At 63.1% G+C, this 26,972-nt stretch carries 22 protein-coding genes and 1 tRNA gene; 4 read left to right on the forward strand and 19 right to left on the reverse strand.

Features of this window, described 5'->3' with window-relative positions:
• Positions 1 to 62: 62 nt before the first annotated feature.
• Positions 63 to 914, reverse strand: a complete 852-nt coding sequence (locus KY495_RS06100) for an MOSC domain-containing protein (RefSeq protein ID WP_219882826.1) — start codon at positions 912 to 914, stop codon at positions 63 to 65.
• 132 nt (positions 915 to 1,046) lie between these two features.
• On the opposite strand from KY495_RS06100, the gene KY495_RS06105 reads away from it, so the two are divergent.
• Positions 1,047 to 2,711 carry a hypothetical protein gene (locus KY495_RS06105; RefSeq protein ID WP_219882827.1) on the forward strand — a complete coding sequence of 555 codons (1,665 nt, stop codon included), beginning with the start codon at positions 1,047 to 1,049 and terminating at the stop codon, positions 2,709 to 2,711.
• Between the two features lie 251 nt (positions 2,712 to 2,962).
• Here KY495_RS06105 and ychF read toward each other — a convergent pair whose 3' ends face one another.
• The 10 genes from ychF to KY495_RS06155 form a co-directional block, all read right to left on the reverse strand.
• Complete coding sequence (gene ychF, locus KY495_RS06110) at positions 2,963 to 4,054, reverse strand: redox-regulated ATPase YchF (RefSeq protein WP_219882828.1); 1,092 nt, start codon at positions 4,052 to 4,054, stop codon at positions 2,963 to 2,965.
• Between the two features lie 172 nt (positions 4,055 to 4,226).
• Complete coding sequence (locus KY495_RS06115; protein WP_219882829.1) at positions 4,227 to 4,490, reverse strand: PAAR domain-containing protein; 264 nt, start codon at positions 4,488 to 4,490, stop codon at positions 4,227 to 4,229.
• Between the two features lie 112 nt (positions 4,491 to 4,602).
• Positions 4,603 to 5,688 carry a patatin-like phospholipase family protein gene (locus KY495_RS06120; protein WP_219882830.1) on the reverse strand — a complete coding sequence of 362 codons (1,086 nt, stop codon included), beginning with the start codon at positions 5,686 to 5,688 and terminating at the stop codon, positions 4,603 to 4,605.
• A 207-nt stretch (positions 5,689 to 5,895) separates the two neighbouring features.
• Entirely contained in the window at positions 5,896 to 6,480 is a 585-nt protein-coding gene (pth, locus tag KY495_RS06125) for an aminoacyl-tRNA hydrolase (protein ID WP_219882831.1), read from the reverse strand.
• Between the two features lie 113 nt (positions 6,481 to 6,593).
• Positions 6,594 to 7,217: a 50S ribosomal protein L25/general stress protein Ctc gene (locus KY495_RS06130; RefSeq protein WP_219882832.1), complete on the reverse strand. Its 624-nt coding sequence runs from the start codon at positions 7,215 to 7,217 to the stop codon at positions 6,594 to 6,596.
• A 223-nt stretch (positions 7,218 to 7,440) separates the two neighbouring features.
• Entirely contained in the window at positions 7,441 to 8,391 is a 951-nt protein-coding gene (locus tag KY495_RS06135; RefSeq protein WP_219882833.1) for a ribose-phosphate pyrophosphokinase, read from the reverse strand.
• A gap of 149 nt (positions 8,392 to 8,540) precedes the next feature.
• Positions 8,541 to 8,617, reverse strand: a tRNA-Gln gene (locus tag KY495_RS06140).
• A gap of 64 nt (positions 8,618 to 8,681) precedes the next feature.
• The gene (ispE, locus tag KY495_RS06145) at positions 8,682 to 9,584 is read right to left on the reverse strand and encodes a 4-(cytidine 5'-diphospho)-2-C-methyl-D-erythritol kinase (RefSeq protein ID WP_219882834.1); all 903 of its coding nucleotides are present in this window, start codon (positions 9,582 to 9,584) and stop codon (positions 8,682 to 8,684) included.
• Positions 9,585 to 9,589: 5 nt separating this feature from the next.
• Positions 9,590 to 10,198, reverse strand: coding sequence for an outer membrane lipoprotein LolB (locus KY495_RS06150; RefSeq protein WP_219882835.1), 609 nt, complete (start codon positions 10,196 to 10,198; stop codon positions 9,590 to 9,592).
• Between the two features lie 66 nt (positions 10,199 to 10,264).
• Positions 10,265 to 12,076 carry a tetratricopeptide repeat protein gene (locus KY495_RS06155; protein ID WP_219882836.1) on the reverse strand — a complete coding sequence of 604 codons (1,812 nt, stop codon included), beginning with the start codon at positions 12,074 to 12,076 and terminating at the stop codon, positions 10,265 to 10,267.
• A gap of 69 nt (positions 12,077 to 12,145) precedes the next feature.
• Between KY495_RS06155 and mutM the strand changes: the two genes are divergently transcribed.
• Genes mutM through mutY form a run of 3 tightly spaced genes read left to right on the forward strand, consistent with a single transcriptional unit; the run spans position 12,146 to position 16,087 of the window.
• Positions 12,146 to 12,979, forward strand: a complete 834-nt coding sequence (gene mutM / locus KY495_RS06160) for a bifunctional DNA-formamidopyrimidine glycosylase/DNA-(apurinic or apyrimidinic site) lyase (RefSeq protein WP_219884132.1) — start codon at positions 12,146 to 12,148, stop codon at positions 12,977 to 12,979.
• A gap of 54 nt (positions 12,980 to 13,033) precedes the next feature.
• Positions 13,034 to 14,962, forward strand: coding sequence for a dynamin family protein (locus tag KY495_RS06165; RefSeq protein ID WP_219882837.1), 1,929 nt, complete (start codon positions 13,034 to 13,036; stop codon positions 14,960 to 14,962).
• A 27-nt stretch (positions 14,963 to 14,989) separates the two neighbouring features.
• Positions 14,990 to 16,087, forward strand: a complete 1,098-nt coding sequence (gene mutY / locus KY495_RS06170; protein ID WP_219882838.1) for an A/G-specific adenine glycosylase — start codon at positions 14,990 to 14,992, stop codon at positions 16,085 to 16,087.
• 13 nt (positions 16,088 to 16,100) lie between these two features.
• On the opposite strand, the gene KY495_RS06175 is transcribed toward mutY, so the two are convergent.
• From KY495_RS06175 to KY495_RS06210, 8 genes are all read right to left on the reverse strand, one after another.
• Complete coding sequence (locus KY495_RS06175; RefSeq protein WP_374040992.1) at positions 16,101 to 17,261, reverse strand: deoxyguanosinetriphosphate triphosphohydrolase; 1,161 nt, start codon at positions 17,259 to 17,261, stop codon at positions 16,101 to 16,103.
• The gene (aroKB, locus tag KY495_RS06180) at positions 17,234 to 18,907 is read right to left on the reverse strand and encodes a bifunctional shikimate kinase/3-dehydroquinate synthase AroKB (RefSeq protein ID WP_219882839.1); all 1,674 of its coding nucleotides are present in this window, start codon (positions 18,905 to 18,907) and stop codon (positions 17,234 to 17,236) included. The genes KY495_RS06175 and aroKB overlap by 28 nt, the downstream gene beginning before the upstream one ends.
• 326 nt (positions 18,908 to 19,233) lie before the next feature.
• Entirely contained in the window at positions 19,234 to 21,744 is a 2,511-nt protein-coding gene (locus tag KY495_RS06185) for an Ig-like domain-containing protein (RefSeq protein WP_219882840.1), read from the reverse strand.
• A 35-nt stretch (positions 21,745 to 21,779) separates the two neighbouring features.
• A complete protein-coding gene (gene pilQ / locus KY495_RS06190; RefSeq protein WP_374040993.1) occupies positions 21,780 to 23,945 on the reverse strand; it encodes a type IV pilus secretin PilQ in 2,166 nt (721 codons plus the stop codon).
• Positions 23,942 to 24,487, reverse strand: a complete 546-nt coding sequence (locus KY495_RS06195) for a pilus assembly protein PilP (protein ID WP_219882841.1) — start codon at positions 24,485 to 24,487, stop codon at positions 23,942 to 23,944. The genes pilQ and KY495_RS06195 overlap by 4 nt, the downstream gene beginning before the upstream one ends.
• Positions 24,484 to 25,161 carry a type 4a pilus biogenesis protein PilO gene (locus tag KY495_RS06200; RefSeq protein WP_219882842.1) on the reverse strand — a complete coding sequence of 226 codons (678 nt, stop codon included), beginning with the start codon at positions 25,159 to 25,161 and terminating at the stop codon, positions 24,484 to 24,486. The genes KY495_RS06195 and KY495_RS06200 overlap by 4 nt, the downstream gene beginning before the upstream one ends.
• A gap of 17 nt (positions 25,162 to 25,178) precedes the next feature.
• Positions 25,179 to 25,829 carry a PilN domain-containing protein gene (locus tag KY495_RS06205; protein WP_219882843.1) on the reverse strand — a complete coding sequence of 217 codons (651 nt, stop codon included), beginning with the start codon at positions 25,827 to 25,829 and terminating at the stop codon, positions 25,179 to 25,181.
• Entirely contained in the window at positions 25,829 to 26,905 is a 1,077-nt protein-coding gene (locus KY495_RS06210) for a pilus assembly protein PilM (RefSeq protein WP_219882844.1), read from the reverse strand. The genes KY495_RS06205 and KY495_RS06210 overlap by 1 nt, the downstream gene beginning before the upstream one ends.
• Between the last annotated feature and the right edge of the window lie 67 nt (positions 26,906 to 26,972).

Below are 26,972 nucleotides of genomic sequence, written 5' to 3' on the forward strand. Positions count from 1 at the left end.
ATTATGCACCGGGAGGGTGGGCGCCGCCGCCCTGCTGAATCAGGCAATCCCAGCCGTGGCTCTCAGAACGCGAGCGTCATGGTGACCGGCATGCCCACGTACAGGCGCTCGCCGTCACCGGCGGTAATGATGCAATTCATGCCGAAACAGATGGCGTCATTCATGGCAGGCCGGGTTCGAAAGCTGCGCATGATATCGAGCGGATCGGGACCGGGCACACCGGTGGCCTGGTCGACGGCAGGAATGGGGCAACGCCCGCATGGCTTGACCGGCTTGAGCTGCGCCGCGCCGAGGGCAAAGTGGTCGGCAAAGTCTTCCTCAAAGGCGCCGATGCCGTCGATGACGACGTTGGGACGGAGACGGTTCATGGGCAGTGGCGCACGTCCTGCCGCCACCATCTTGTCGTTGAGCTCGGCCAACGAGGCCGAGCCGGCCAGCAGCACCGGGTATCCGTCCGAAAACAGGGTGGGCGCTTCGATACCGCCGGTCCACTTGGTGCTGGTCACGCGCGAGGCGCCGGCATGGAAGCGTACCAGCCGGCACGGCGCGCCAATGGCGCTGGAAAACCAGGCCGCCGTCAGGTCGTCGCAATCGTAGGCCAGCACCTTGTCGTCCCAGATCGACACTTCCAGCGTGCGTTCGTGTTCCGGATCGGGCAAGCCAAGCGGAATTTCCAGGCGCAGCATGCCGGGCGCGCGCACTTCCAGCGTCTCGCTGCGAAGACGCGGCGCGATGAGGGCCATGCGCGGATGTTCGCGCTGGGTCAGGTAGCAGCCCTGTTCATCGACCAGCATCCACTCGCGGTCATACACGGCATCGACCGACAGGCCGGCCGTGGTCAGCGTTGCTTCCTTGACCGAAATACCGGCACAGGATTTGATCGGATACAAAGTCAGTTCGGACAAAATCGCCATGCTGTGCTATTTCTTGAGAGGAAGTTGGCCGCCAGTATGCCTCAGATCTCACGGGCGGAATAAGTGGGAATTGTCGCCGAAACGGTTTAATATCCGCAATGTTGAATTTTTAATAAAGAATGGGATGGTTTCATGTTCAAGCTTCGTATGGCCGCCGCTGCCAGCGCCCTGCTGGTGTCATCGTTCACGCACGTCATGGCCGCGCCACCGGCTGGCGTAAAAGGCGCGCTCGACGGCGAGCGTATCGGCCTTCTGCCGTCGGAAAACTTCCGGCTGCGAGACGGCAAATGCGCAGACTGCGCCACTCTGCCCCAGGCGCTATGGTATTTCAGGGATGACGTGCTGGCTGTTCCCCAGCCGGCCCAGCCTATCTCGGGTTTTGGCAGCTACACCGGCATTGCGCAGGACGTGAAGGCGTGGTCGACCTCCCAGCCCGCCCTCAAGCTCGAGAACCCGGGCCTGGTCTGGCTGGGTGCACCGCACATTTTCGACGATGCCACCTTGCTGCCGGACGGGCGCCAGGTGCGCGCCGCAGACGGCAGTGTCAGCCCGCTGGCCCTGGTGCCAAAGATCCCCGCCAACCTGTCGTACTGGAACGACAAGACCAGCGCCTTTTTTGCCGCGCGCCAGGTACGCATGCGCGGCACGCTCAAGGAGGTCGATGGGCAATCTGCCTTCGTTGCCCGCACCGTGTGGCCCAAGGATTTTGCCATTGACGGGCCGTCCATGGTAGCCCGTCCGCTGGCTGCCAACGAGACGCTGGCATCGTTCGTGCAGGAACACGGGGGCGGGGCCAGCAGCCCGTTTGCCACCCGCCTGCTGTGGGAGCGCAACGCGAGCAAGGCGCGCGCGTGGCAGGACAAACCGGTGATCGGCATCATGCTCAACGGTGCCCAGGGCGACGATGATGAAGCCTATGGCGGCCACTTTGCCATCGCCACCGGCACCATGGGCAAGCAGGGCCAGTGGTCGGACTGGCTCGTGAACAATTTCTACAATCTTGATTCGTTCAGCGAAAAGGGCATTGTCGCCGCGCCGGTGCCGATGGATAACTACCTGATGGACTTGAACAGCGGCCAGCAGTATTACCGGCCGTCCTACATGCTCGTTGCGGTGCTGAACAATCCGCGCACGGCGGCGGCCTACCAGGGTGGTGTGCAACGCGTGTTCAACCATTTTTACCGGCATGATTTCACCTACCGCCATGCAGCCGCCAACTGCGCCGGCATCAGCATGGATGTGTTCAAGGGCCTGGGCTGGCATGTGCCGGAACGCGGTCCCACCAGCAGCCTGAAGGCCATCGGCGCATACGGCTACGTGGCGGGCAAGGAGCAGAGCCTGACCAAGGGGCGCCAGATCTATGACTACCTGACCGAAGAGCAGGTGCGCCTGTATCCGGCGGTGGCGTTCGAGGCGGCCGGCAACGACCTGATGCAGCTGGTGGGCGCAACGCCCGTGAAAAGCCCGCGCGAGCTGACCAGCTATGAAAAGCAGTTGCGCGACGATATCGAAGCGCTGGTGCTGGTTCGCATTCCACAAGTGCCGTCGAGCCGCGTCATGGGATCGAATCCCGTATTTTCATTTGATGAATTCATGGCCCGCACCCCGCCCGACCAGAAGGACTGGAAGATCGTGCCGGTCGGCCCCCGCCCCTTCCCCAAGGAGCTGCGCGGCAACGTACCGGAAGTGGCATCGCCAAGCCCGGTGCCGCTGCCGGTGGCCGGCATTGGTGCGCTGGGGCTGGTGGGAATTGGCGCGCTGGTGCGCCGGCGGGCCAGGAAGAAGTCGGCACGGTGAGCGGCTATCCCGCCTGAAGAACGAGAATCGCCGCCTGCAAGATGGATGCATGGCGGTGCTGGTGACGGTCGCATCGTTCTGGATCTCGAACAGTGCGACATTTGCTGTGCAGCCCTTCAGCCGGATCGTCTGCATCTTGTTGGATCCTGATGCATGTCGTCAGTGCAGGAAGGGCAAAAAAAAATCGCGCCAAAAGCGCGATTTTTTTCATTCTTGGTCAGCCCGGCCGCAACGACAGAGCGGCAAAGCCATCAGACGTTGAACAGGAAGTTGAGCACGTCACCGTCCTTCACCACGTATTCCTTGCCTTCGGCGCGCATCTTGCCTGCTTCCTTGGCGCCGGACTCCCCCTTGTACGCAATGTAATCGTCGTAGGCAATGGTCTGGGCGCGGATGAAGCCGCGCTCAAAGTCGGTGTGGATCACGCCGGCCGCCTGTGGCGCCGTGTCGCCGATGTGGATGGTCCAGGCGCGCACTTCCTTCACGCCCGCCGTGAAGTAGGTCTGCAGGCCCAGCAGCTTGTAGGCGGCGCGGATCAGGCGGTCAAGGCCCGGCTCTTCCATGCCCATGTCGGCCAGGAAGGCGCCCTTGTCGGCGTCGTCCAGATCGGCAATCTCGCTTTCGATCGCCGCGCAGATGGCGACGATGGGCGCGTTCTGCTCCTTGGCGTAGGCGGTCAGCTGGTCGAGCAGTGGATTGTTGGTGAAGCCGGTATCGGACACGTTGGCCACGAACATGGCCGGCTTGGCCGTGATCAGGCACAGCGGCTTGATGAGCGCCATTTCGTCGGCATCCAGGCCCATCGAACGCACCGGCTTGGCATCGTTGAGGAAGGGCATCATGCGCTCCATCACCGCGACCAGCTTGGCGGCATCCTTATCGCCCGAACGCGCCTTTTTGTTTTCGCGGTGGATGGCTTTTTCCACGGTGCCCATGTCGGCCAGGGCCAGTTCGGTCTGGATGACTTCGATATCGTCCAGCGGGCTGATCTTGCCAGCGACGTGGATCACGTTGTCGTCTTCAAAGCAGCGCACTACGTTGACGATGGCATCCGTTTCGCGGATGTGGGACAGGAACTGGTTGCCCAGGCCCTCGCCCTTGGACGCGCCCGCCACCAGGCCGGCGATGTCGACAAACTCGACAATGGCGTTGACCATGCGTTCCGGCTTGACAATGTCAGCCAGCGCGGCCATGCGCGGATCCGGCACTTCGACCACGCCCACGTTCGGCTCGATGGTGCAAAACGGATAGTTCTCGGCCGGAATGCCGGCCTTGGTCAGCGCATTGAAAAGGGTGGACTTGCCGACGTTAGGCAGGCCGACGATGCCGCATTGGAGACTCATGGGAAAACTTTCAGATTCGGTGAACAGGGGCACGCAAGACGCAAGCGGCCCGAAACCCCGTATTGTAACCTCGGCGGGGGGCCAGGGCGCTTTTTTGTTGGGGTGGCAACTGCGATATCGCCGTCGCGTGCGCCCGCGAAAGGACGCGCACTAGCCAGGCTAAGCCGCGTAACTATTCCACAATGTCGGTAAACTGCCTCGCGACAAGGACTGCGCCACAGGCCGTTTTCATGCCGGCCACGGCGACGCCTTTCCCATAAAGGGTCGTTGTCATCACGCCTTCCACAATGGGGTATGTACCCTTGCACTGCGGGCACTGGGTCTTGTGACCGATGTATGCGATGGGCTTGCCCATGCAGATATCGGTTTGCGACCCTTCCAGTACGGTGCCGCCGTGGCTGGTCTTGTCGCCCATCCGAATTATTTCGCCTGCCATGCTCTTCTCCTACGATACCGGCCATCGGCCCGAATGGGCAGGCGCGGAATGATGCAATATTATACAGCTTACAATATGATAAACATCATCAATCCCAACGCTGGAATATCGCCTACAGGGACTGAAGCCGGCTCATGTCCGGGGCCTGCACAAATGCTGCCAGCTCGTCGCGCAGGCGCCCGCCTTCGCCAATGGCATGCCGCCAGTTGCTGATGCGTGCATCGTGGTCAGTGCCATGGAACTTGAAGTCCTTCCGGTCAGGCAGCTTGCCGCGCGGGAGGGTGCGCAAAAATTCAGGCGTTGGCGCTACGATCAGCACATTGTCCATCCACCCGCGATTGGGGCCGCGTCCGGCCCAACGCCAGGGCATCGACTTATCGAGCCAGCCCGGCACAATGTGCGGCGTGAAATGCGGATACAGCACAATTTCCTGCTCGTCCAGGCGGGAATACGGCAAGGCCAGGTGATAGTCGATGATGCCACCATCCCAGTAACTGCCCTGCGGGGCATCGGCCAGCGAGCGCACCGGCGCCATGATCAAGGGCAGCGTGCCTGACGCGAGCAAGGCCGTGCCCAGGTTGTTTTCGGTGAGGGGTGCAAAGTGGGTAGTGAACTTGTCGAAGCCCGATTGCATCCAGTGCGGCGCCCCGCGTAGGTCGCTGACGACTACACGCTCAAGCAGGTGTGCAAGGCGCTCGCGCGAGGCAAGATTGAGCAGCGATGCCACGGCAAACCCGGTCAGTTCTGCGCGCGCATGGGGCGGCGCGGCCAGCGCGCGCAAACCTCGCACGGTCAGCAAATGCAGGCGGTAATCCGGGTGATTGACCACTTCGCGCTCGTAGCCACCGATAAAGTCGGCAAGCAGGCGCTGGCACACCCTGTCAATTTCCTGGCGGTCAGGCTTGGCGCTGTAGCGTTGATTGGTATAGAGCTCGCCCAGCCGGGCAAAAGCAGCGACCGGATCGGCGTGGCAGGCGGCGGCCATGCGCCAGGCCCCGATGGAGGAGCCGATCAGCGAGCGTTCGCGCGGCGAGGCCGGTAGCCACGTGCCGAACAGCCATTGGTCCAGCGACTGGAAGATCAGCCCTTTCGGGCCACCGGCAGCGGCCGGGACCACCGCCACATCGGCGGCGCGCAGGCCATGAGCTCGGATATGCGCCAGCGCCCGCGGACCAGCATGGAAGGATAAAGCGTTCATCGTTCAATTATACGGGCGGCACGGTGCCCTTGCGCCGACGCCGCTTTGTCGCGATTACCCCGGGTTGTTACGCCGCTGACCCATCCGTGGTCATTAACGAATATGCGCAGCTCCTTGCCATCATCCAGAGGAGAGCCGAAGCCGGGGACCAGCTGGTCGGGCGCCACACCTTGTTGCGCCACACGCCACTGCTTCCATTAAAAGACGTCAGGCAGTATGCAGCTGCATGGTCGCGATATCAAACTTGCCTTCAATGGCCAGCGCCAGCACGCGCAGGCTTTTCTCGATCGATTCTTCGATCAGCACCTGCTCTTCCTTGCGCGGGCGGTGCAGCACGAAGTCCGCCACCGGCTGCTGCAAGCCCATGGTGCGCGGGTGGCCAATGCCGATGCGCAAGCGCCAGTAATCCTGGGTGCCGAGCGCGGCAGTAATGTCCTTGAGGCCATTGTGGCCGCCTGAGGAGCCACCCTTCTTCATCTTGACCACGCCGGGCGCCAGGTCCAGCTCGTCATGCACCACCAGCACTTCGTCCGGATTGATCTTGAAAAAGCGCGCCAGCGCGCCCACCGACTGGCCGGAGCGGTTCATATAGGTTTGCGGTTCCAGCAGCCACACTTCCTGGCCCTTGATCACGCTCTTGGCGACCAGGGCATTGAAACGCGATTCGCGCTGCAGGCGGCAACCAGGCAGGCTGTTGGCGAGGTTGTCCACCAGCCAGAAGCCGGCATTGTGGCGGGTCAGTTCATATTCGGGGCCGGGATTGCCCAGGCCGACGATGAGGCGGATTGGCATGGAAGTGGTCATCGAAAAAAGAGTGTGCAAGGATAACAGACGTTAAAAAACCCGCGGGGCAACATGCCGCGCGGGTCCTCGTGCGCACCGTCCCGCAGGGACGGCGGCGACTATTACTTCTTGCCTTTTTTGGCAGGCGCAGCTGCTGGTGCTTCAGCAGTGGCTTCAGCCGACACCACGCCAGCCGGTACCGAAGCGGTAGCGATGGTGATGTTCTTGCTGGCCTTGAGCGGGGTCACGCCGTTTGGCAGCTTCAGGTCGTTCAGGTGGATCGAGTGGCCAACGTCGATGGTCGACAGGTCAACGGTGATGAACTCTGGCAGGTCGTTGGCCAGGCAGGACACGTCCAGCGACTCCATCACGTGCGAGATGGTCGCGCCGTGCAGCTTGACGGCTGGCGACACGTCGGCGTTCACGAAGTGCAGGGCGATCTTCTTGTGCACCTTGCTGTTGGCGTCAACGCGCTGGAAGTCAGCGTGCAGGACCAGTTGCTTGAACGCGTGCATCTGGAAGTCGCGCAGCAAAACTTGCTGGCTGGCGCCGTCGATTTCCATCTCGAGCACGGAACCGTGGAAGGCTTCTTTTTTCAGCGCGTGGTACAGGGCGTTGCCGTCCAGGGCGATCAGTGCCGGGGCTTCGCTGCCACCGTAGATGATGCCAGGCGCCTGGCCCGAATTACGCAGGCGGCGGCTCGCTCCGGACCCCTGCAAAGTGCGATTGAATGCGATAACTTTCATGTGTTGCTCCAAAAATTGCAGGGCTTGATTGCCCTGCGGGGTGAGTTCCCCCGCGACCAGGGGAACTCGTGGTTGAGTGCGAACATCGCACCCAAGAAAACTGCACGCACGGAAAAAGCGCAAGGCCCGGCGCCCTTGAAGGACTGCCGAGCCTGCATGTTCACCGTGCGCGGTGTAGCAACTACGCTACCAAATTCTGTATGACCGTACTGCCTGCATCGCCTCAGTCAATGAACAGCGACATGACCGAGTCGCCCTTGCTGATGCGCTTGAACGTTTCAGCCAGCAGCGGGGCACAGGTCAGCTGGCGGATCTTGCCGCAGGCCTGGCCGGCGGCCGACAGGGGAATCGTGTCGGTCACGACCAGTTCATCGAGCGGCGACGCGCTGATGCGCTCGATGGCCGGGCCGGACAGCACCGGGTGGGTGCAATACGCCACCACTTTCTTGGCGCCGCGCTCCTTGAGCACTTCGGCTGCCTTGGTCAGGGTGCCGGCGGTGTCAACCATGTCATCCATGATGACGCAGTTGCGCCCTTCCACTTCACCGATGATGTTCATCACTTCCGACACGTTCGCCTTTGGGCGGCGCTTGTCGATGATGGCCAGGTCGCAGCCGAGGCGCTTGGCCAGGGCTCGGGCGCGTACCACGCCGCCCACGTCCGGCGACACCACCAGCAGGTCGTCGTAATTGCGCTTTTGCAGGTCGCCCAGCAGGATCGGGGAAGCGTAGATGTTATCTACCGGAATATCGAAAAAGCCCTGGATCTGGTCGGCATGCAGGTCCATGATCAGGACGCGCTCGACGCCGGCCTTTTCCAGCATGTTGGCCACCACCTTGGCCGAAATGGCCACGCGGGCCGAACGGGGACGGCGGTCCTGGCGGGCGTAGCCAAAGTAAGGGATGGCGGCCGTGATGCGGCCGGCGGACGCGCGCTTGAGCGCGTCAACCATCAGGATGATTTCCATCAGGCTGTCATTGGTCGGCGCGCAGGTCGACTGCAGGACGAAGACATCCTTGCCGCGCACGTTCTCGTTGATTTCCACCATGACTTCGCCATCCGAGAACTTGGACACGACTGCCTTGCCAAGTGGGATGCCGAGATTTTTTGCGACTCCTTCTGCCAGCGCGGGGTTAGCGTTGCCGGTAAAAACCATCAGGTTTTCGTAAGCCATGGGAGTCCCAAGAGGTAAGCGTTGATTTTCTGGAATGACGACTGCTGGTGAAGGCTGCCGCTTGTCGTTCAAAGATGACTCGCGAGAGCGAGGCCATCGAGTCCGCCTGCTGGACGCTGACTTCGCATCGACAGACCAGGCAAAACGAATGGCAGGGGAACAAGGATTCGAACCTTGGTATGCTGGAATCAAAATCCAGTGCCTTAACCAGCTTGGCGATTCCCCTACGCAACTGACTGCTTGTCGTCACACTTGACATTTTATCGTCAAATCCAACGCCAGGCCAAATTCTATTCTATAACGCCACCAACTTGCAACACGACTTGTAAGGGGTGCCGCGCCAGCGCTTGTGCTTTCCAGGCGGTCCAGATGCCAGGCATTGCTGCCAGTACTGCATCGGCTTCGCGTTCACTGGAAAACGCGCAAAACACACACGCTCCGGAGCCAGTCATCCTGGCGTCGCCATATTGACCCAACCATTCAATCGCCTGTGCCACCGGCGCAAACAGCTTTGTCGCTACAGCCTGCAAATCGTTTCTGCCAAACCCGCTCATGTCTGTTCGACCGCTGAGGTGTCTGGAAAAGTCCGTTATTCTGACGGGTTTCGTGTTCCTTGTCAAATCCTCGGCACAAAAAATTGCGGGGGTCGGCACCGCGACGCCTGGTTCGATCACGACAAACCAGCACGCCGGCGTATCCACCGCTTGCAGATCCTCGCCCACCCCTTCGGCAAAGGCATTTTCGCCAAAGATAAAAAACGGAATGTCCGCTCCCAGCGGCAAAGCCAGGGCCATCAGTTCCTCGCGCGCCAGGCCGCTGCCCCACAGGGCATTGGCCACCATCAGCGCCGTGGCGGCATCGGACGAACCGCCGCCCAGGCCGCCGCCCATGGGCAGGCGCTTGTCGATGGCCACATCCATGCCCGGGGGCAGCGCACCGTGGCGGGCCAGGTGGGCCGTTTGCAGCAGGCGCAGGGCACGGATGATGAGGTCCTGCTCTTCCGGCACCCCGGGGACATCGGTCGTGCGGCACAGGCGCTCGTCATCGCGCAGGTCAAAATCGAGCACGTCGCCATGGTCGATCAGCTGGAACACCGTCTGCAGCAAGTGGTAACCGTCGGCGCGGCGGCCCGTCACGTGCAGGAAGAGATTGAGTTTGGCCGGCGCCGGGCAGCCATGCAGGGAACGCACCATCGTCTTCAGCCTGGCTGATCGATCACGATGCGCAGCGCCAGTTCGCTCACGCCGGCCGTGGCCACGCGCTGGGCATCAATGCGCCTGGGCACGGGCTGGCCGGCCATTCCCTCTTGCCAGTTGACAAAGGTCAGGCGCCAGCCATCGCGCGTGGTGACGGTATTGTTGGCTGGCGAGGCGGCGTAGCGCTGGCCGTCGGCGGCCACTGCATAGCCCTGCAGCCAGTCGCGCAAGCCCGACACCGGCAGCGACCAGCCCAGGGTCTGGGCCGTCAGGCTGTCGATATCGCGCGCTGTGCGCGGCGCCTTGCCCGACTGGGTCAGCGTTGCCGACAGGGGGGTGACGGCAATGGTGGCAATGGTCTGGCCGAGCGGCGAAATCAATTCCACATCCACATCGCCCGCGCGCTGGTTCCAGGTGAATTTTCCCGACAGCGTTTCCTGCCTGCCATCCTTGTCGTAGTTGACGGACAGGCGCCCGGCCAGCTCAATCACGTCGCGGTAGGCAGCCACGGTCGCTTCCGACGGCGGCGTGGCAGGGGTGGTGGCGCACGCCGACAGGAAGGCGCAGGCGCTGGCCAGCACCACGTTGCAGAGCAGCTTGGTATTCTTCATGTGCGATCTCGGTAAAACGGGCAAGGCCCCGGGATGCGCATTATCGCGCATCCGGGTCGCATCGACTTACAAGCTCAGCTGCAAGCGTGACAGGGTACTGCGCAGCGCATCGTTGGTGGGGTCCTTGGCGCGCGCCTCGCGCAGCACCTTCCGGGCTTCTGCCTTGTCACCCTTGTGCCACAGCACCTCGCCGAGGTGGGCAGCAACATCGGCGTCGGGCCGCATGGCATAGGCGCGGCGCAGGTAGGATTCCGCTTCGGCCATATTGCCGAGCCGGTAATGTACCCAGCCCATGCTGTCCATGATGAAAGGGTTGTCTGGCGCAATCTGCAGCGCCTTGGCAATCAGTTCCAGCGCCTCATGCAGGCGCACATTGCGTTCGGCCAGGGAATAGCCCAGCGCATTGTAGGCGTCGTGGTTGTTGGGCGCCTGCTTGATAATGGCGCGCAAGGTCTTTTCCATCACGTCCCAACGGCCCGTCTTTTCGGCCACCAGGGCAAAGTCGTACAGCAGCTCATTGCTGGCCGGATAGCGCCGGGCGCCCTCGGCCAGCAGCTTGTAGGCAGCCTCGAGCTGGCCGGCGCCGCGCAGGATCTGGCTTTCCACCAGCACCATCTGGGCCCGCGATGACGGCGCCTCCGGCGTCAAGGCCGCAATCAGCTTGCGCGCCCGGCCAAGGTCGCCCTGCCTGGCCACCAGCGTGGCCCGCACCAGCTGCGCAGCAAAGTACAGCTCAGCATCGCGCTCGCTGATCTTTTCTACCCACCGCAGCGCCGCCTGGTGGTCGCCACGGTCGCTGGCCAGCTGGCTGAGCAACAACAGCACCCGGCCCAGCTCGCGCTCCTCACCCCCGCCCTGCTCCCCCTGTTCCATCACGGCGACGTAATGCGCCAGATGGCGGTCGGCCGCCACACGGTCACCCATTTCCACTGCCACCAGTCCCAGGCCATACAGGGTGCCCGGGTGGTCCGGCTGCGCTGCCAGCAGCGTCATGAATTGCTGGCGCGCCGCGTCATAGTGCTTGTTGGCCAGCAGCACACGCGCATGGGCCAGCCGCACTTCGCGCGAGCCGGGATTGGCCGCCAAAAAATCCGTCAACACGGCATTGATCGCCTGGGGATCCTTGCTGACCTGTGCCAGCGTCAGCACGGCCACTTCGGAATCCGGTTTCAGCCGCAGCGCCGTGCGGGCATGCTCGGCTGCCATGGCATTGTCGCCGCGCGCGTGGGCGTTTTGCGCGAGCAGCACACGCGCCTCGAAGGTCGCGGCATAGGGCTGCAGCAGCCTGTCGAGCAGGGCCGTGGCGCCCTTCCTGTCCGGCGCGCGCATGAGCAGCTGCTGCGCCTGGTACATTGCCATGCCCCGTGCCTGCGGTGCAGCCTGTTGCAGGCGCCGCGCCAGCAGCGGCTCGGCCTGGGCCAGGTCGCCGCCCATCACCGCCAGCGCCAGCATGTACTGGCCCGCATCTTCCGCCCCCGGCGCCAGCTCGCGCCACAGCTTGACCGCCGCCAGCGCTTCCCCTTGCTGGCGCGCGTGCACGGCCAGTTCCGCGGCGCGGCGCGCCAGGCGCGGATCGCGCGTCTTTTTAGCAAGCGCCAGCAACCCCTTGTAGCCTGCCTGCGTGTTGCCCTTGCGGATGTCGAATTCGGCCTTCAGCAATTGGTACAGCAACGCGCTGGTCAGCTCCACCCGCGGCAGGCTCGCTTCCTGGGCCGCGTCTTGCGCCGCCTCGGTAATGGCCAGGGGCCCTGGGTCGGAAGCCTCCTGCGCCGGCAGCGGTTCAGCGGTGTTGCTGACCGGGGGCAATTGCTGCTGGGGAGGCACAGCGCACGCCGTCAGCAGCCCGCTCAAGGTTACAATGGCGAAAGCGTTTTTCAAGGCATTTCCATAATGACAGCGCAGCCAATTCCGCGCCTGTTCTCCAATTTACACCAAATCGCCTGTTCCATGCCTGAACTGCCAGAAGTCGAAGTTACCCGGCGCGGCGTCGCGCCCCATCTCGAAGGCCGCGTGGTCGAGCGCGTGCTGCTGCGCCGCGCCGGCCTGCGCTGGCCTTTCCCAACAGAATTGTCGAGCATTCTGGCCGGTCACCGCGTCGTGTCCACTTCGCGCCGCGGCAAATACCTGCTGCTCAACTTTGAGCACGGCACCCTGATCATCCACCTGGGCATGTCGGGCCACCTGCGGGTACTGCCGCCCGAAACCGCAGTGAAAAAGCATGATCATTTCGATCTCGTGGTCCATGGCCCGGAGGGCAAGCAAGTCCTGCGCCTGAACGATCCGCGCCGCTTCGGCGCTGTGCTCTGGCATGGTGTCAACGATGGCGAACTGGCGCGCCACGAATTGCTGCGCGGCCTGGGCGTCGAGCCGCTCGAAGAAGGCTTTGACGGCGCCCTGCTGTACCGTGCGACGCGGCGCCGCGCCGCCCCCATCAAGCAAGTCTTGCTGGCTGGCGATATCGTCGTCGGTGTGGGCAATATTTACGCGTGCGAAAGCCTGTTCCGTGCCGGCATCAATCCGAAGACTTCGGCCGCTCGCATCGGGCGCGCACGCTATGACAAGCTGGCTATTGCCATTCGTGACATTCTTGCCGAAGCGATTGTGCAAGGAGGCAGCACTTTACGTGACTTTATTGCCGTCAACGGCCAATCGGGCTATTTCCAACAGACATATTTCGTCTATGATCGTGCTGGAGTACCTTGCCGTCTATGTGGCTCGGAAATACGTCAGATCAAGCAGGGACAGCGGTCTACTTTTTATTGTGTCATTTGTCAAAAATGACAACCATGCCGGGTGAGCAAAGCTCCCCGGCGCGTGAGGTGAATTTTGAGCATCATGGTTGAGGATTTCAAACAGTACACGTCCTGGCGCCAGGCCGTCGTAGGGGCGCTGGAAAACTACCAGCGCTGGGTAGCGTCGGCCGAACTGACCGATGCCGCCACCGACCAGCGCATCGCGCGCGCACTGGCACGCCTGGCCGACGACAAGCTGTCGGTCGCCTTCGTCGCTGAATTCTCGCGTGGCAAGTCGGAACTGATCAACGCCCTGTTCTTTGCCGACTACGGCCAGCGCATCCTGCCGTCCGCGGCCGGGCGTACCACCATGTGCCCGACCGAACTGATGTACGACGCGTCGCTGCCGCCCTCGCTGCGCCTGCTGCCGATCGAAACGCGCGCCTCCCACCAGTCCACCAGCGACTTCCGCGATGATCCCAAGGCCTGGACCGTGCTGCCGCTGGCGCTGGACGCGGGCGATGAAATGAGTGAAACGTTCAAGCAGGTCAGTGCCACCAAGATGGTCACCATTGCCGAAGCGAAGACCTACGGCCTGTACGACGAGACCGATCCCGATGTCGCCGCCACGCTCGACGACCAGGGCATGATTGAAATTTCGCTGTGGCGCCATGCCATCATCAATTATCCGCACCCGCTGCTCAAGCAGGGCCTGGTCATCCTCGACACGCCGGGCCTGAACGCCATCGGTACCGAGCCGGAACTGACGCTCAACCTGATCCCGAGCGCGCACGCGGTGCTGTTCATCCTGGCCGCCGAAACGGGTGTGACCAAGAGCGACATTGAAGTGTGGCGCACCCACATCGGCCCTGGCGCCGGGCGCATCGTGGTGCTCAACAAGATTGACGCCATGTGGGACGAGCTGAAAAGCGAAGCGCACAACAATGCCGAGATCGTGCGCCAGCAAACGAGCGTGGCGCACATGCTGGCGCTGGAGCCGCGCCAGGTATTCCCGGTGTCGGCCCAGAAGGCGCTGGTGGGCAAGATCAACCAGGACTTCGCGCTGCTGGAAAAGAGCCGCCTGGCCGCGCTCGAAGGCGCCCTGTTTAACGAAATGATCCCGGCCAAGCAGGAGATCATCCGCAAGCAGCTGGCCGACGACCTGGGCGCCCTGGTGGCCACCCAGCAGGGCATGCTGGCCGCGCGCGTGCGCGACATCGTCGAGCAGCTGCAGGAACTGAAAAGCCTGCGCGGCAAGAACAAGAGCGTCATCTCGCACATGATGAAGCGGGTGGAAGTGGAAAAGAAGGAATTCGACGGCAGCCTGTTCAAGCTGCAGGGCACGCGCTCCGTGTTTGCCAAGCTCTCGACGGAACTGTATACCACGCTCGGCATGGACCTGATGCAGCAGGAGATCATCAAGGTGCGCGAAGCCATGGAAGCGACCCGCTTTGCCACCGGCATGCGCGGGCCGGTCAAGGAGTTCTTCGAGCAGGCCCGGGCCAACCTGGACGCCTCGTCGGTCAAGATCGGCGAAATCAGCGCCATGATGGAAACCATGTACAAGCGCTTCGCGGCCGAGCATGGCCTCACCCTGGCCGTGCCGATGGCTTTTTCGATCGACAAGTACCGGCGCGAGATCGACAAGATCGAAGAGGTCTACCAGAAGCAGTTCGGCACCACCACGCTGCTGGTGACAAGCCGCAGCTCGATCGTGGAGCGCTTTTTCGATTCGATCGCCTCGCGCGTGCGCCGCACCTATCGCGCCGCCAACGCTGACGTGGAAGCGTGGCTCAAGGTGATCATGGCGCCGCTGGAAGCGCAGATCCGCCAGCACAAGGACCAGCTCAAGCACCGCCTGGCTTCGATCCAGCGCATCCACGAAGCGAGCGACTCGCTCGAGACCAAGATCAGCGCCTTTGAAACCAGCCAGGCCGAGGTGGAACAGACGCGGCGCCGCCTGACCGAACTGGCCGACGCCGTGACCGCCGCCATGAACGTGCGCGCGGTGGCACTGCACGAAGTGGCCTGACGCCGATCAGGAGAAAACGCGGAACACGTGAAGCAGCTGATCGAATTCGACACCCTGGCCGACCCTTCGTTTTCCAGTGCCGTCATCACCTGGCAGAAAAGCCATGGCCGCCACGCGCTGCCATGGCAAAACACGCGCGACGCCTACCGCATCTGGCTCTCCGAGATCATGCTGCAGCAGACCCAGGTCGCCGCCGTGCTGGGCTACTATGCGCGCTTCCTGGAGCGCTTCCCTACTTTGCATGACCTGGCCGCGGCACCATCGGAAGACGTGATGGCCCAGTGGAGCGGGCTTGGCTACTACACCCGCGCGCGCAATCTGCATGCCTGCGCCAGGCGCGTGGTGGCGGAATACGGCGGCGTGTTCCCGAGCGACCCGGCGCTGCTGGCCGACCTGCCGGGCATTGGCCGTTCGACAGCGGCCGCGATCTCGGCGTTTTCGAGCGGCACCCGGGCGGCGATTTTGGACGGCAACGTCAAGCGCGTGTTTGCGCGCGTCTTTGGCGTGGACCAGTATCCTGGCGAAAAGCGGGTGGAAGACGCGCTCTGGCGGCGCGCCGTGGCCCTGCTGCCGGAGCAGGACATCGAGTCCTATACCCAGGGGCTGATGGACCTGGGCGCCACGCTGTGCACGCGCAGCCGCCCGGATTGCGCGCGCTGCCCGCTGCAGGAGCGCTGCGTGGCCTACGCCACCGGCCGTACCGAGGAGCTGCCGGTGCGCAAACCGAAAAAGACGATTCCAGAAAGGCAGGCCGCCATGCTGCTGCTGGTGCACGGCGACGAAGTGCTGCTCGAACAGCGCGCCGACAGCGGCATTTGGGGCGGCCTCATGTCGCTGCCGGAAGTGGGCGGCCATGGCGCGCGCGGCGCCATCGATGAACATGCGCTGGTGACGGCGGCCGGCCGTTTCGGCGACGTGGACGAGATGTCCGCCCTGCTCCCGCTGGTCCACGTGTTCACCCATTACAAGCTGCACATCGCGCCCTACCGCGTGGCGCTGACCGCGCGCGGCGAGCCGGTGCCGGGCCACCTGTGGTGGAAAATGAGCGCCATCGAACAGGCGCCGCTGCCGGCCCCGGTCAAGAAGCTGCTGGCCGAACTGGCCCGGCCCACCCTTTTTAGCTGACGCGCCGTTCCGGCTAGAGGTCTTCGAGCGAGAAAATGCGCCGGTGTTCGCGAATGGCGAAGCGGTCGGTCATGCCGGCGATATAGTCGGCAATCTTGCGCGCCTGCTTGGAGACGTCGCCTGTCCGGTCCTGGTAGTCCGGCGGCAGCAGCACCGGTTCATCCATGAATGCCTGGTACAGCTCGCGCACGATGCGGCTGGCCTTGACGCGCATGCGGTTGACCTTGTAATGCCGATACAGGTTGGCGCGCAAGAAGCGCTTCAGTTCCGTGGCATCCTTGCGCATCGGGTCGGAAAAGCGGATCAGGGGAGCACTGGCACGCACCGCTTCCACATCGGCCGGCGCGGCGTCGGCCAGCAACGCGCTGGAGGTGGCGATCAGGTCGTCGGCCAGCATGGTGATGAGGCGGCGCAGCGTTTCGTAAATGGCGCGCCGGCCCGACAGGCCCGGGTAAGTGGCTTGCACGTCATGCCACAGGCGGCCGAAAAATGCGACTTCTTCCAGCTGGGCGATGGTGATCAGGCCCGAACGCAGGCCATCATCGATATCATGGCTGTTGTAGGCGATTTCGTCGGCCAGATTGGTTAGCTGCGCTTCCAGCGTGGGCTGGGTACGGTCGATGAAGCGCTGCGCCACGGGACCGAGCTCGCGCGCATGCGCCAGCGAACAGTGCTTGAGGATGCCTTCGCGCGTGTCGAACATCAGGTTCAGGCCATCAAAGGCGCCGTAATGCTCTTCCAGCGTATCGACCACGCGCAGGCTTTGCAGGTTGTGCTCGAAGCCGCCGTGCTCGCGCATGCAATCGTTCAGCACATCCTGGCCCACGTGGCCGAAAGGCGTGTGCCCGAGGTCATGCGCCAGCGCCAGGGCTTCCACCAGGTCTTCATTGAGGCGCAGATTGCGCGCCATGGAACGCCCTACCTGCGCCACTTCCAGGCTGTGGGTCAGGCGCGTGCGGAACATGTCGCCCTCGTGATTGAGGAACACCTGAGTCTTGTATTCAAGGCGCCGGAACGCCGAGCAGTGGATGATGCGGTCGCGGTCACGCTGAAACTCGCTGCGCGAGGCGTGCGCCACCTCCGGGTGGCGCCGCCCGCGCGCCGTGTGCGATTGGGCCGCGTAGGGCGCCAGGTGCGCGTCCGGGGTCATGGCGTCAGCGCGCGGTCCACGCATGCGTCCAGGGTGGCCAGCAGCAGTTCCTGCGGCACGCTCTGGATGCTGGGACTGCCAAGGGGCTTGAGCAGGATGAACTTGATCGCCCCGCCTTCATTTTTCTTGTCCACTTCCATCAGCTCCAGCCAGCGCGCCGTGCCCAGGTCAGGCGCGGCGGTCGGCAGGCCGGCGGCGGCCACCAGTGCCTTGACGCGCGCCACGCTGGCCGCGTCGATCAGGCCGGCGCGCTGCGACAGGTCGGCCGCCATCACCATGCCGCAGCCTACCGCCTCGCCGTGCAGCCAGGCGCCATAGCCCATGCCCGCTTCGATCGCGTGGCCGAAGGTGTGGCCGAAGTTGAGGATGGCGCGCAGGCCGCCTTCACGCTCGTCCTGGCGCACCACATCGGCCTTGATTTCGCATGAGCGCGCAATGGCGTGCGCCAGGGCGGCCGGGTCGCGTGCCATCAGGCGCGCGATGTTCTGTTCGATCCATTCAAAAAACGCGGCGTCGATGATGGCGCCATGCTTGATCACTTCGGCCAGGCCGGCCGACAGTTCGCGCGCCGGCAGCGTGGCCAGGGTATCGGTGTCGGCCAGCACCGCGCGCGGCTGGTAGAAGGCGCCAATCATGTTCTTGCCCAGCGGGTGGTTCAGGCCCGTCTTGCCGCCCACGGAGGAGTCGACCTGCGACAGCAGCGTGGTGGGAATCTGCACAAACGGCACGCCGCGCATGTAGCTGGCGGCGGCAAAGCCGGTCAGGTCGCCCACCACCCCGCCGCCCAGCGCCACCAGGGTGGTCTTGCGGTCGCACTTGTTGGCCAGCAGTGCATCGAAAATCTGCATCAGGCTGGACCAGTTCTTGTGTTCTTCGCCATCCGGCAGCACCACCTCCACGACTGCGCGCCCGGCCTCGCGCAAGGGCGCGGCCACGCGTTCCAGGTACAGGGGCGCGACGGTGGTGTTGGTGACGATGGCCGCGCGGCTGCCGCCCACATGCTGGAGCAGCTGGGCGCCGTCGGCAAGGATGCCGCGGCCAATGGCGATCGGGTAGCTGCGCTCGCCCAGGTCAACGTTCAGGTAAAGAGGAGAAGGCTCGGTCATTGCGGTGCGGTTGGCTGTGGGGGGTCTGGTGCGCGCAGGCCGGGCGCGGGATTGCTCCAGGGCCGCGAGCTGGGCCAGGATGGTCTGCACCATCGATTGTACGTTAGGACGGCCGGTATCGATGACCAGGTCCGCGATCTCGCGGTACAAGGGCTCGCGCTGGGCGGTCAGTTCTTCGAGTTTCTTGCGCGGATCGGCAGTTTGCAGCAGGGGGCGGTTCTTGTCGTGGGCGGTGCGCAGCAAGATGCTGTGCACATTGGCACGCAGGTAGATCACGCGGCCACGCGATTGCAAGTATTGTCGATTCTGGGAGTTGAGGATGGCGCCGCCGCCGGTGGCCAGGACAATGCCCTGCTGGGCGGTGAGGTCGCGGATGACTTCCGCTTCGCGCCGGCGAAAGCTTTCTTCGCCTTCAATTTCGAAGATCCAGGGAATCGAGGCGCCGGTACGGGCCTCGATTTCATGGTCGGAATCGATGAAGCGTTTTCCTAATTTTCTGGCCAGGAGGCGACCGATTGTTGTCTTGCCCGCCCCCATCAGCCCTACCAAAAAAACGTTCTCCATCGATTCCTGTCACTGGTTCGCCAATATGGGGACTTCGTCCGCAAACTCATGGCGGCCGCTGCCAATCACGTGGCATGGCGCGTCCGGCGAAACAGTATATCCCACATGGCTGGCACACGAGCAAACGGACTCATCCTGGAACGATTATCCAGGCAGACATGCGTGGCAAGATTGTCGGGGTGAAGATGCAAGGCCCCTTGCATCAGGATCGCAAGCTGTAAGTGGCGCGGGACCGGGAACACCAAGTTTCCCGATCCCGCGCAGCTACAAAAACGCAATAAGGCGGCTGGTGGAACTGCATCTCCACCCGCCCTGGCTGGCCTACATCACGGCGCCGTGAAATTGTAGGTGTACTTGACGTCGCCGCCGCCGGCCGCCGTTGTCGTCAGGACCACGGCGAACGAACCCTTGCTGCAATCGGTCGCCGGCTTGATCAGCACGTGATGGATAGTGCCCCCCACGGCAGCAGTCGATGGCACCACGTTAGGCGATGGGGTACTCGTGCTGACTTTGTTCAGTTCACCGGTCTCCACCTTTGTCTTATGGGGCAAAGGATTGTTGTTGACGTCAGTCAGACGGAAGCTGAGCAATTTCGGGGCCGGGCACGAGCCTGGCGCACCACCGGTGAGGCCGCTGATTTCATTGACGTTACCATCGGCCACAGTCCAGTCGCGGCAGCTTGCGCCATCGCAGTTCAGACGCGTCAAGGTCGGCTCGTCGTCGCTGAAAGTAATTTCCGTCGTTGCGCGGATATAGTTCAAACCCCACTTGCCGTTGCCCGTGCCGCTGTAGGTGCTGCGGTTGTAAGGGAATGGCAGGTCGCCCTCAGCAGCATCGTAAGAGCCGTCAAAGGTATTGAAACGGTTTTGATACTGGAAGCCGGTGGTCGCGCCCTTGAAACCGACGTCGAGGAATGGATCACCCATATCACTGAATGGTTCGCCACCACCGTTACAAATGTCAACCAGGGGACGATACACCACAGGCACCGTCCCATCAGGGGAGACGAAATTGGTGCAGCTGTACTGGCCATCGCCATTGCTGTCGATGAAGTCCTCGATGCCCTGGACATAGGCCAGCACGGTGACCCGGCCATTGAGCGGACGGAAGTTCTGGCTCTTCAGGGTGACGCTGCAACCGCCATTGGAGGTCGTGCAGCCGCCCTGGGCCGAGGTGCCAATCGCACCACCCTCGGTCACGAAATTCACGGCGGTGCCGTCAGAAATAGGATTGCCGTACTGGTCTGCCATGCGTACCGTGACGTTGGCGATCACGCCGTCTTCGTCGGCACCCTTGATATTGTAGCTATCGACGCTGAGCGACATCGATTTCTGGATCGGCAGGCCAGTCGAAATGATCACGGCGTCCGACAAGCCGGTAATGATCTTGCCGTTGCGGGTGGCTTGGGCCAGCACCCGCACCGGCGTCGGGATGGTGCCCGACGACACGGTGGTGGTGACCGCGCCGGTGGCATCGGTGACGCCGCTGGTCGGCTGCACGGTCAGGCCACCGGTCGAGGTGGAAGGCGCGAACGTGACGTTCACGCCGGCCAGACCGGCATTGCGCTCGTCGAGCACGCGGAAGGTCAACAGGGCCGATTCCTGGCGGCCCTGGCCGCCGGAACCCTTCAGCACGATCGACTGGTTGGCCGGGCTGGAGCCGGCAAACTGAATGGTACCGATGGAGGCGGCATCCACGCCCACGCTGGTGCTCATGCTGGAGCCGCCGACCGTGGCGGTAATGACGTCCGTGCCCCGGCCGCAACCCTTGTTGACGTAGGTGGCAGTCTGGACACCATTAGTCAGTGTGCCGAGGGTCAGTGAGGCCGCGCCATCGTTGACGCACAGCGAGCTGAGGACCAGACCGTCCGCGGCGGCGGCAGGCCGGCCACCGGCGGTGAGGCCAACATTGAGCGAGGCCGTACTTTCAGCCGGCAGGGAACCGGTCGGCGCAGGCGAGAATGCAATACTCGAGACGGTCAGCGGCGCAGCCGAGACCGACAGGTTGGTGGTCGACGCCGTGGTCTTGCCGGCAACCACGGCAGTAGCGGTCACGGCCACAGCGCCAGCCGACGCAATGCTGGCTGGCACGATCACGATCTGGGCCACGCCTTCGGCATTGGTCAGTGCCGATCCCGATTGCGGCGTAAATTTCAGCAGTGGGCTGCTGAGGGTGTACTGAACAATGACGTTCGGTGCGATGTTTCCGTTGCTATCCTTGATCAGGCTGCGTACGGTGGCGCTCTGGGTGCCCGACAGCGTACCGACCGGCTGGCCCGACTCGTCCAGGACCGACAAGGTCGTGGTCGGCTCAAACACCACGCTGCCCGGGCCTACGGCCAGGTTGGTGCTGGCCGTCACGGCTTGGGTGCCAACGGTGGTGGTAGCGGTAATGGACACTGCACCGGCAGAAGCGCTGGTAGCAGGCTTGATGGAAATGACGGCCACGCCATCGGCATTGGTCAGTGCCGAGCCCGATTCTGGGGTGAAGGTCACCAGGCTATCCGATGCACTGAACTTGACAATGACGTTCGCTGCAGGTGCGCCCGCCGCGTCCTTGAAAGTGGCGCGCACGGTACCGGTGCTGGTGCCGGCAATCGACGTCATGGCGCTCCCGTCGGCATTGGTCAGCGTCAAGGTGCCGCTGGGCGCCGGCACCGGGGTGGTGGGCGTGGTCGGCGTGCCCGGCGTGCCCGGCGTGCCGGGATTGACGGTGTTTCCGGTAGCCCCAGGGCTGCCCCCGCCGCCGCCGCAAGCGGCCAGCGCCAGCGTCAGCGAAGTGACCAGCGCCAGACGCGCGGGGTGCGCCGCGGCGCGGCGAAAAGTGTTGGACGACATGATGAGTTTTCCTGAAATTGTTTTTGAATTTTGTATTAACGCGTCGAGATGCGCTCGGCGATGATCTTGGGCGTAATAAATACCAGCAACTCCTGCTTGCTGTTATTGCGCGACGAGGTCTTGAACAGATTGCCCAGCACCGGCAGGTCGCCCAGGAACGGCACCTTCGCCACATTGCTGGTCTCGGTCTGCTGGTAAATGCCGCCCAACACGACCGTGCCGCCGTTTTCAACCATGACCTTGGTTTTCACGCGCTGGTTATTGATGGCAAAACCGGCGCGCGTCTCTTCACCCTTGGAATCCTTGGTCACGTTCACGTCCAGCATGACGTTGCCGTCAGGCGTGATCTGGGGCGTCACTTCCAGGCGCAGGTTGGCCTTCTTGAAGCTGATCGAGGTCGCGCCGCTGCTCGATGCTTCCTGGTACGGCAGTTCCACGCCCTGCTCGATGATGGCGACATTCTTGTCTTCCGTCACCACGCGCGGGCTGGAAATGATCTTGCCCTTGCCGTCCGCTTCCAGTGCCGACAGTTCCAGGTTCAGGAAGCGGTTGGCCGCGGCCGAGAACAGGCTCGCTGCCAGCGTGCCGGGGCTGTTGCCGCCGATCGGGTTGGCCGGCAGATCGATCATGGTGGTATTGGAATAGCCGTCCTCGTCGGCGCCATCGGCCTGCCGGGTCACCTGGCCAATGCCAAGCAGATTGCCGCCAATGGCGAGGCGGTTGTTGCCACGCACCTGGTATCCCGCGTCGCCGCCGCGGATGCCGCGCAGGTCGGCAAAGCCAAGCTTGGCGCCGAGATTGCGCGAAAAGCCATCGTTCGCTTCCACCAGGCGCGCTTCGATCAAGACCTGGCGCGATGGAATGTCGGTCTTGGCCACCAGGCGGCGGATGTCATCGAGGCGCGACGGAATGTCGGTAATGAACATCTGGTTGGTGCGCGGATCGATGATGGCGCTGCCACGCTTGGACAGCACGCGGTTCTGGCTGGCGCCACCGCCGCCTTCCAGGCCAAACACGGTCCGGAAGGACTCGACTTTCTGATAGTTCAGCTGGAAGATTTCCGAGCGCAGCGGTTCCAGGTCGGCGATCTGCGCCTTTTGTTCCAGTTCCAGCTTTTCCTTGGTCAGCAGTTCTTCCTTCGGTGCAATCCACAGCACGGTGCCATTCTTGCGCATGTCCAGGCCCTTGGCCTGCAGCACCACGGCCAGCGCCTGGTCCCATGGCACTTCCTTCAGGTTCATGGTCAGGTTGCCGGAGACCGAATCGCTGGTGATGATGTTCAGGCCAGAAATATCGCCGATGGCTTGCAGGGCGGCGCGCACTTCCACGTTCTGGAAGTTGAACGATACTTTCTCGCCGCGGTAGCCCTGGGTGCCCTGCACCAGGGCATTCGGGTCTTCCTTGATCGGCTTGACATCGATGATCAGCTGCGACTCGCTCTGGTACATGCTCTGTTCCCACAGGCCGCGCGCTTCAATCGTCATGCGCACATTGTCGCCCTGGGGCACGGTGGTGATCTGGGCCACCGGGGTGCCGAAGTCGGTCGTGTCGAGGCGGCGGCGCAGCGTTTCCGGCAAGGCCGTCTTCATGAAGTCCACCACGATCGCATTGCCCACCTGGCGCATGTCCACCGCCACCTGGTTGTTGGGCAGGTCGACCACGACCCGGCCTTCGCCGTTGGGGCCCTTGCGGAAGTCGAGATTCTTGAGCATCTGGCGGCCCGGGGCGGCAGGCGCCGCGGCGGCCACCGGCACCCCGGATGCATTGACGGCCTGGGCCAGGCCGCCGGAGCCGTCAACCGTCACCACCACCGACTTGCCATCAATGGCCATGGCGTAGTTGAGCGGGCGCTTGAGGCTCAACACCAGGCGCGTCCGTTCCCCGGCCTGGACCACGTTCAGGGCGCGCACATCGGCCAGATTCAATTCCTGCGACGTCTTGCCGGTGCCATTGCTGGTGGAGGCGAAGTCCAGGGCGATGCGGCTCGGATTGGCAATCGAAAAGCCCACCGGCAGCTTGGTCGGCGGGTTGGCCATGGCGATGTTGACCACCACGTTATTGCCCTGCTGGCTGGCCGTGATCGACTCGATCGTGTTGTCCTGCGCCAGGGCGGCCTGGCTTCCCAGGGCCAGCGCCAGCATGGCGCCGGCGCGAAGTACCTTCCCCATCAGGGCGGTGGTGTATGTTTTCAATGCGCTCATTTCGTGGTCTCCTTACTTTCCTGCAATTCCAGCTTCGTGATGCGCTCGACCCACTCGCCGCCAGCGTCCTGAACTGTTTCCTTGACACTGATGGCAGTATCCGCCACCCCCGTGACCAGGCCAAAATTCTGGCCCAGCCTTTGTCCTGCCTTTACCTGGTACACCGAGCGGTCAATCCGGATCAGGCCCCAGGCCGTGCCGCCCTTGTTCATGGTTCCCACCATGGTCATGCCGTCCAGCGGGAACGTTTCGAGAAATTCCTTGCGCCGCGTGGTGTCGGGCTTGAGCGGGTTATCCGTGGCCGCCGCCTGGCGGGCCAGCTCGGCCAGCAACTTGTTCGGATCGAAAGGATCGATTTCATCGCGCACGCCGTAAGCGAAGGGAATGAAGGTCGTGGGCTCGCTGATCGGCTCGACCGACACTTCGGTACTGGCCTCGGTGGTCTTCATCCATTCCTTCACCTCGGCCACATCGCTGTCGCTGCAGCCCGACAGCAGCGCCGCGCTCAAGGCCAGCGGCAAGCCATATCGTAGGTTCATCATTTTTTCTTGTTCGCTTTCTTGGCGGCGGAGGCCAGCTTGCGCTGTTCCTGGACCTCGTCATCTTCCAGGTAGCGGAAGGTCTTGGCCACGGCGTCCAGCGTCAGCACGCCATCCTTGCCGGTCGACAAGCTCATGTTGTTGAGCGTGACGATGCGCGGCAGGTTGGCCATATCGCTGGCAAAGGCGCCGACATCATGGTATTTGCCCACCACCTGGATCTGGATCGGCAACTCGGCATAATAATCCTTGACCAGCACGCTGCCGGGCTTGAACAGTTCGAACGTCAAGCCGCGTCCCACGCCGGCCTGGTTGATGTCCGATAGGAGGGCCGCCATTTCAGCCTTGCTGGGGAGCTGCTTTTGTAGCCGCTCGACATAGGTGTTGACCTGGACGCGCTGCTCTTCCAGGGCCGGCAGGTTGATGGCCTGCTTGATCTTGTCGCGGTAATCGTCCTTGAGCTTGACTTCGGACTGGGCTGCTCTGTCATATTCGTCTATCTGGTCGCTCCAGTACAGGAAGTAGCCGGCCGTCACGACCGCCACCACCACGCCCAGGCCGCACAGCAGGCGCGGGGCCAGGGGCCACTGCCCGGGCGGTCGCCCCGACAGGTTCTGGAATTGCCCGCTCAGCGACTGGCCGAGCGCTTTGATGTCAATATCGAGGTCAATATTCATGTCTTGTCCGTTCTCGCCTAGTTCGCCTGCTCGGCCTTGTCCCTGGCGCCCGCTTTTCTCTTGCCCTTGGCACCCGCGGCGCCACCGGCATCCTCCTTGGCATCCTTGTCGCGCGGGCGCTTGATGCCGACCGCCATCGTGAATTCGCCCACCTTCTTGCCCGTCTTGGAGCCGGGCAGATTGACCGAACGCACTTCGATCAGCTGGGGCGCTTCCAGCCAGGCCGAGCCGCTTGACAGGTTGCGCAGCAATTCGGCCACCCGTTCCTGCGACTGGGCATAGCCGGTCAGGGTCACGCGCTGGGCTTCCTGCTTGAAGGAGGTCATGTGCACGCCCTGGGGCGTCTGGCGGACCAGCTCTTCCAGCAGATACACAGGCTGGTTGCGGTCGCCCTGCAAGTCTTCCACGGCTTGCTGGCGGGCCTTGAGCGCTTCGATTTCCTGCTCCAGGTCGGCAATCTTGGCAATCTTCTTGTCCAGTTCGGCATTGGCAGCCGTGAGCACGGCATTACGCTCGTTCTGGATCGAAATGCGGCTGGCGTTGTAGCCGCCCACAATCATCACCACCACCCCGCCGACGAGGGCGGCGGCCACCATCATGGCGATAAAGGCTGTCTTCTTGAGCTTGCGCTTGGCTTCCCGGTGGGGAAGTAAGTTAATCCTGATCATTAGCCAAACCTCCGCAGGGCCAGCCCGCAGGCCACAATATAAGCAGGCGCCTCGGTGCGCAGCTGCTGTTCACGCACCGACGGCCCGAGCGACATGCCCTTGAAGGGCGAAACGACGGCGCTGGAAATCTTGGTGCGACCGGCAACCATGTCGAGCAGGCCGGGGATCATGGCGCAGCCGCCGGCCAGGAACAGCTGGTCGATGCGGGTGTAGGGCGTGGATGTATAAAAGAACTGGATGGCGCGCGTGATTTCGAGCGCCGCGCTCTCGAGAAACGGCATCAGCAATTCCGACTGGTAACTATCGGGCAGATCGCCCGATTTTTTCTTGGCGTCCGCATCTTCGAACGAGAGGCCGTAGGCGCGCACGATATCCTGGGTCAGCTGGTTGCCCCCGAATGGCTGCTCGCGCTCGTAGATGGTTTCGCCGTTGAGCATGACGGAAATGTGGGTGACCTGGGCACCGATCTGGAACAGGGCCACGATCTGGCCGTCGCCGGCATTGGGCATCTGCGCCGTGATGCGGTCGAGGGCGGCGCGGGCAGCGTAGGATTCGATATCCATCACGACGGCCGTCAGGCCGGCCGCTTCGGCAATGGCCACCCGGTCTTCCACCTTTTCGCGGCGCGAGGCGGCCAGCATCACTTCAATGTCGTCGGCCGAGTTGGCAGCCGGCCCGATGACATCGAAATCCAGGCTCACCTCGTCAAGGGCAAAGGGAATGTATTGACTCGCTTCCGATTCCACCTGCACTTCGAGCTGGTCTTCCGTCAGACCGGCCGGCAGGATGATTTTCTTGGTGATGACGGACGCCGGCGGCATGCCCAGGGCCACCAGCTTGACGCGGGTGCCGCTCTTTTTCCACACCCGGCGTACCGCTTCGGACACCAGTTCCATATTTTCGATGTTGCCGTCTACCACGGCGCCGCGCGCCAGCGGCTCGGAGGCATAGCGTTCCAGACGCAATTCACTCTTGCCGATCACCACCAACTCCACCAGGCGCACACCCGACGTGCTGATATCGAGCCCCACCAGGGGTGGGCTGGCCTGACCGAACAAGGAACCAAGATTTACCATCGAGCGTACTCCCTCACCTGCCAACTAATTACAAGAAACGCTGCCACCGTCACGTACAAACGTTTCG

It is taken from the genome of Massilia sp. PAMC28688 (assembly GCF_019443445.1).
Lineage (GTDB): Bacteria > Pseudomonadota > Gammaproteobacteria > Burkholderiales > Burkholderiaceae_D > Telluria_A.

What these genes read in the sequence shown, in the direction of transcription:
- KY495_RS06100 (WP_219882826.1), bottom strand. Translation starts at nt 914, where the DNA reads ATGGCGATTTTGTCCGAACTGACTTTGTATCCGATCAAATCCTGTGCC.
- KY495_RS06105 (WP_219882827.1), top strand. Translation starts at nt 1,047, where the DNA reads ATGTTCAAGCTTCGTATGGCCGCCGCTGCCAGCGCCCTGCTGGTGTCA.
- KY495_RS06120 (WP_219882830.1), bottom strand. Translation starts at nt 5,688, where the DNA reads ATGAACGCTTTATCCTTCCATGCTGGTCCGCGGGCGCTGGCGCATATC.
- ispE (WP_219882834.1), bottom strand. Translation starts at nt 9,584, where the DNA reads ATGGTGCGTTCCCTGCATGGCTGCCCGGCGCCGGCCAAACTCAATCTC.
- KY495_RS06115 (WP_219882829.1), bottom strand. Translation starts at nt 4,490, where the DNA reads ATGGCAGGCGAAATAATTCGGATGGGCGACAAGACCAGCCACGGCGGC.
- mutM (WP_219884132.1), top strand. Translation starts at nt 12,146, where the DNA reads ATGCCTGAACTGCCAGAAGTCGAAGTTACCCGGCGCGGCGTCGCGCCC.
- KY495_RS06150 (WP_219882835.1), bottom strand. Translation starts at nt 10,198, where the DNA reads ATGAAGAATACCAAGCTGCTCTGCAACGTGGTGCTGGCCAGCGCCTGC.
- ychF (WP_219882828.1), bottom strand. Translation starts at nt 4,054, where the DNA reads ATGAGTCTCCAATGCGGCATCGTCGGCCTGCCTAACGTCGGCAAGTCC.
- pth (WP_219882831.1), bottom strand. Translation starts at nt 6,480, where the DNA reads ATGCCAATCCGCCTCATCGTCGGCCTGGGCAATCCCGGCCCCGAATAT.
- KY495_RS06210 (WP_219882844.1), bottom strand. Translation starts at nt 26,905, where the DNA reads ATGGTAAATCTTGGTTCCTTGTTCGGTCAGGCCAGCCCACCCCTGGTG.
- KY495_RS06175 (WP_374040992.1), bottom strand. Translation starts at nt 17,261, where the DNA reads ATGCGTGGACCGCGCGCTGACGCCATGACCCCGGACGCGCACCTGGCG.
- KY495_RS06195 (WP_219882841.1), bottom strand. Translation starts at nt 24,487, where the DNA reads ATGATGAACCTACGATATGGCTTGCCGCTGGCCTTGAGCGCGGCGCTG.
- KY495_RS06165 (WP_219882837.1), top strand. Translation starts at nt 13,034, where the DNA reads ATGGTTGAGGATTTCAAACAGTACACGTCCTGGCGCCAGGCCGTCGTA.
- KY495_RS06130 (WP_219882832.1), bottom strand. Translation starts at nt 7,217, where the DNA reads ATGAAAGTTATCGCATTCAATCGCACTTTGCAGGGGTCCGGAGCGAGC.
- pilQ (WP_374040993.1), bottom strand. Translation starts at nt 23,945, where the DNA reads ATGAGCGCATTGAAAACATACACCACCGCCCTGATGGGGAAGGTACTT.
- KY495_RS06135 (WP_219882833.1), bottom strand. Translation starts at nt 8,391, where the DNA reads ATGGCTTACGAAAACCTGATGGTTTTTACCGGCAACGCTAACCCCGCG.
- KY495_RS06205 (WP_219882843.1), bottom strand. Translation starts at nt 25,829, where the DNA reads ATGATCAGGATTAACTTACTTCCCCACCGGGAAGCCAAGCGCAAGCTC.
- KY495_RS06200 (WP_219882842.1), bottom strand. Translation starts at nt 25,161, where the DNA reads ATGAATATTGACCTCGATATTGACATCAAAGCGCTCGGCCAGTCGCTG.
- KY495_RS06185 (WP_219882840.1), bottom strand. Translation starts at nt 21,744, where the DNA reads ATGTCGTCCAACACTTTTCGCCGCGCCGCGGCGCACCCCGCGCGTCTG.
- aroKB (WP_219882839.1), bottom strand. Translation starts at nt 18,907, where the DNA reads ATGGAGAACGTTTTTTTGGTAGGGCTGATGGGGGCGGGCAAGACAACA.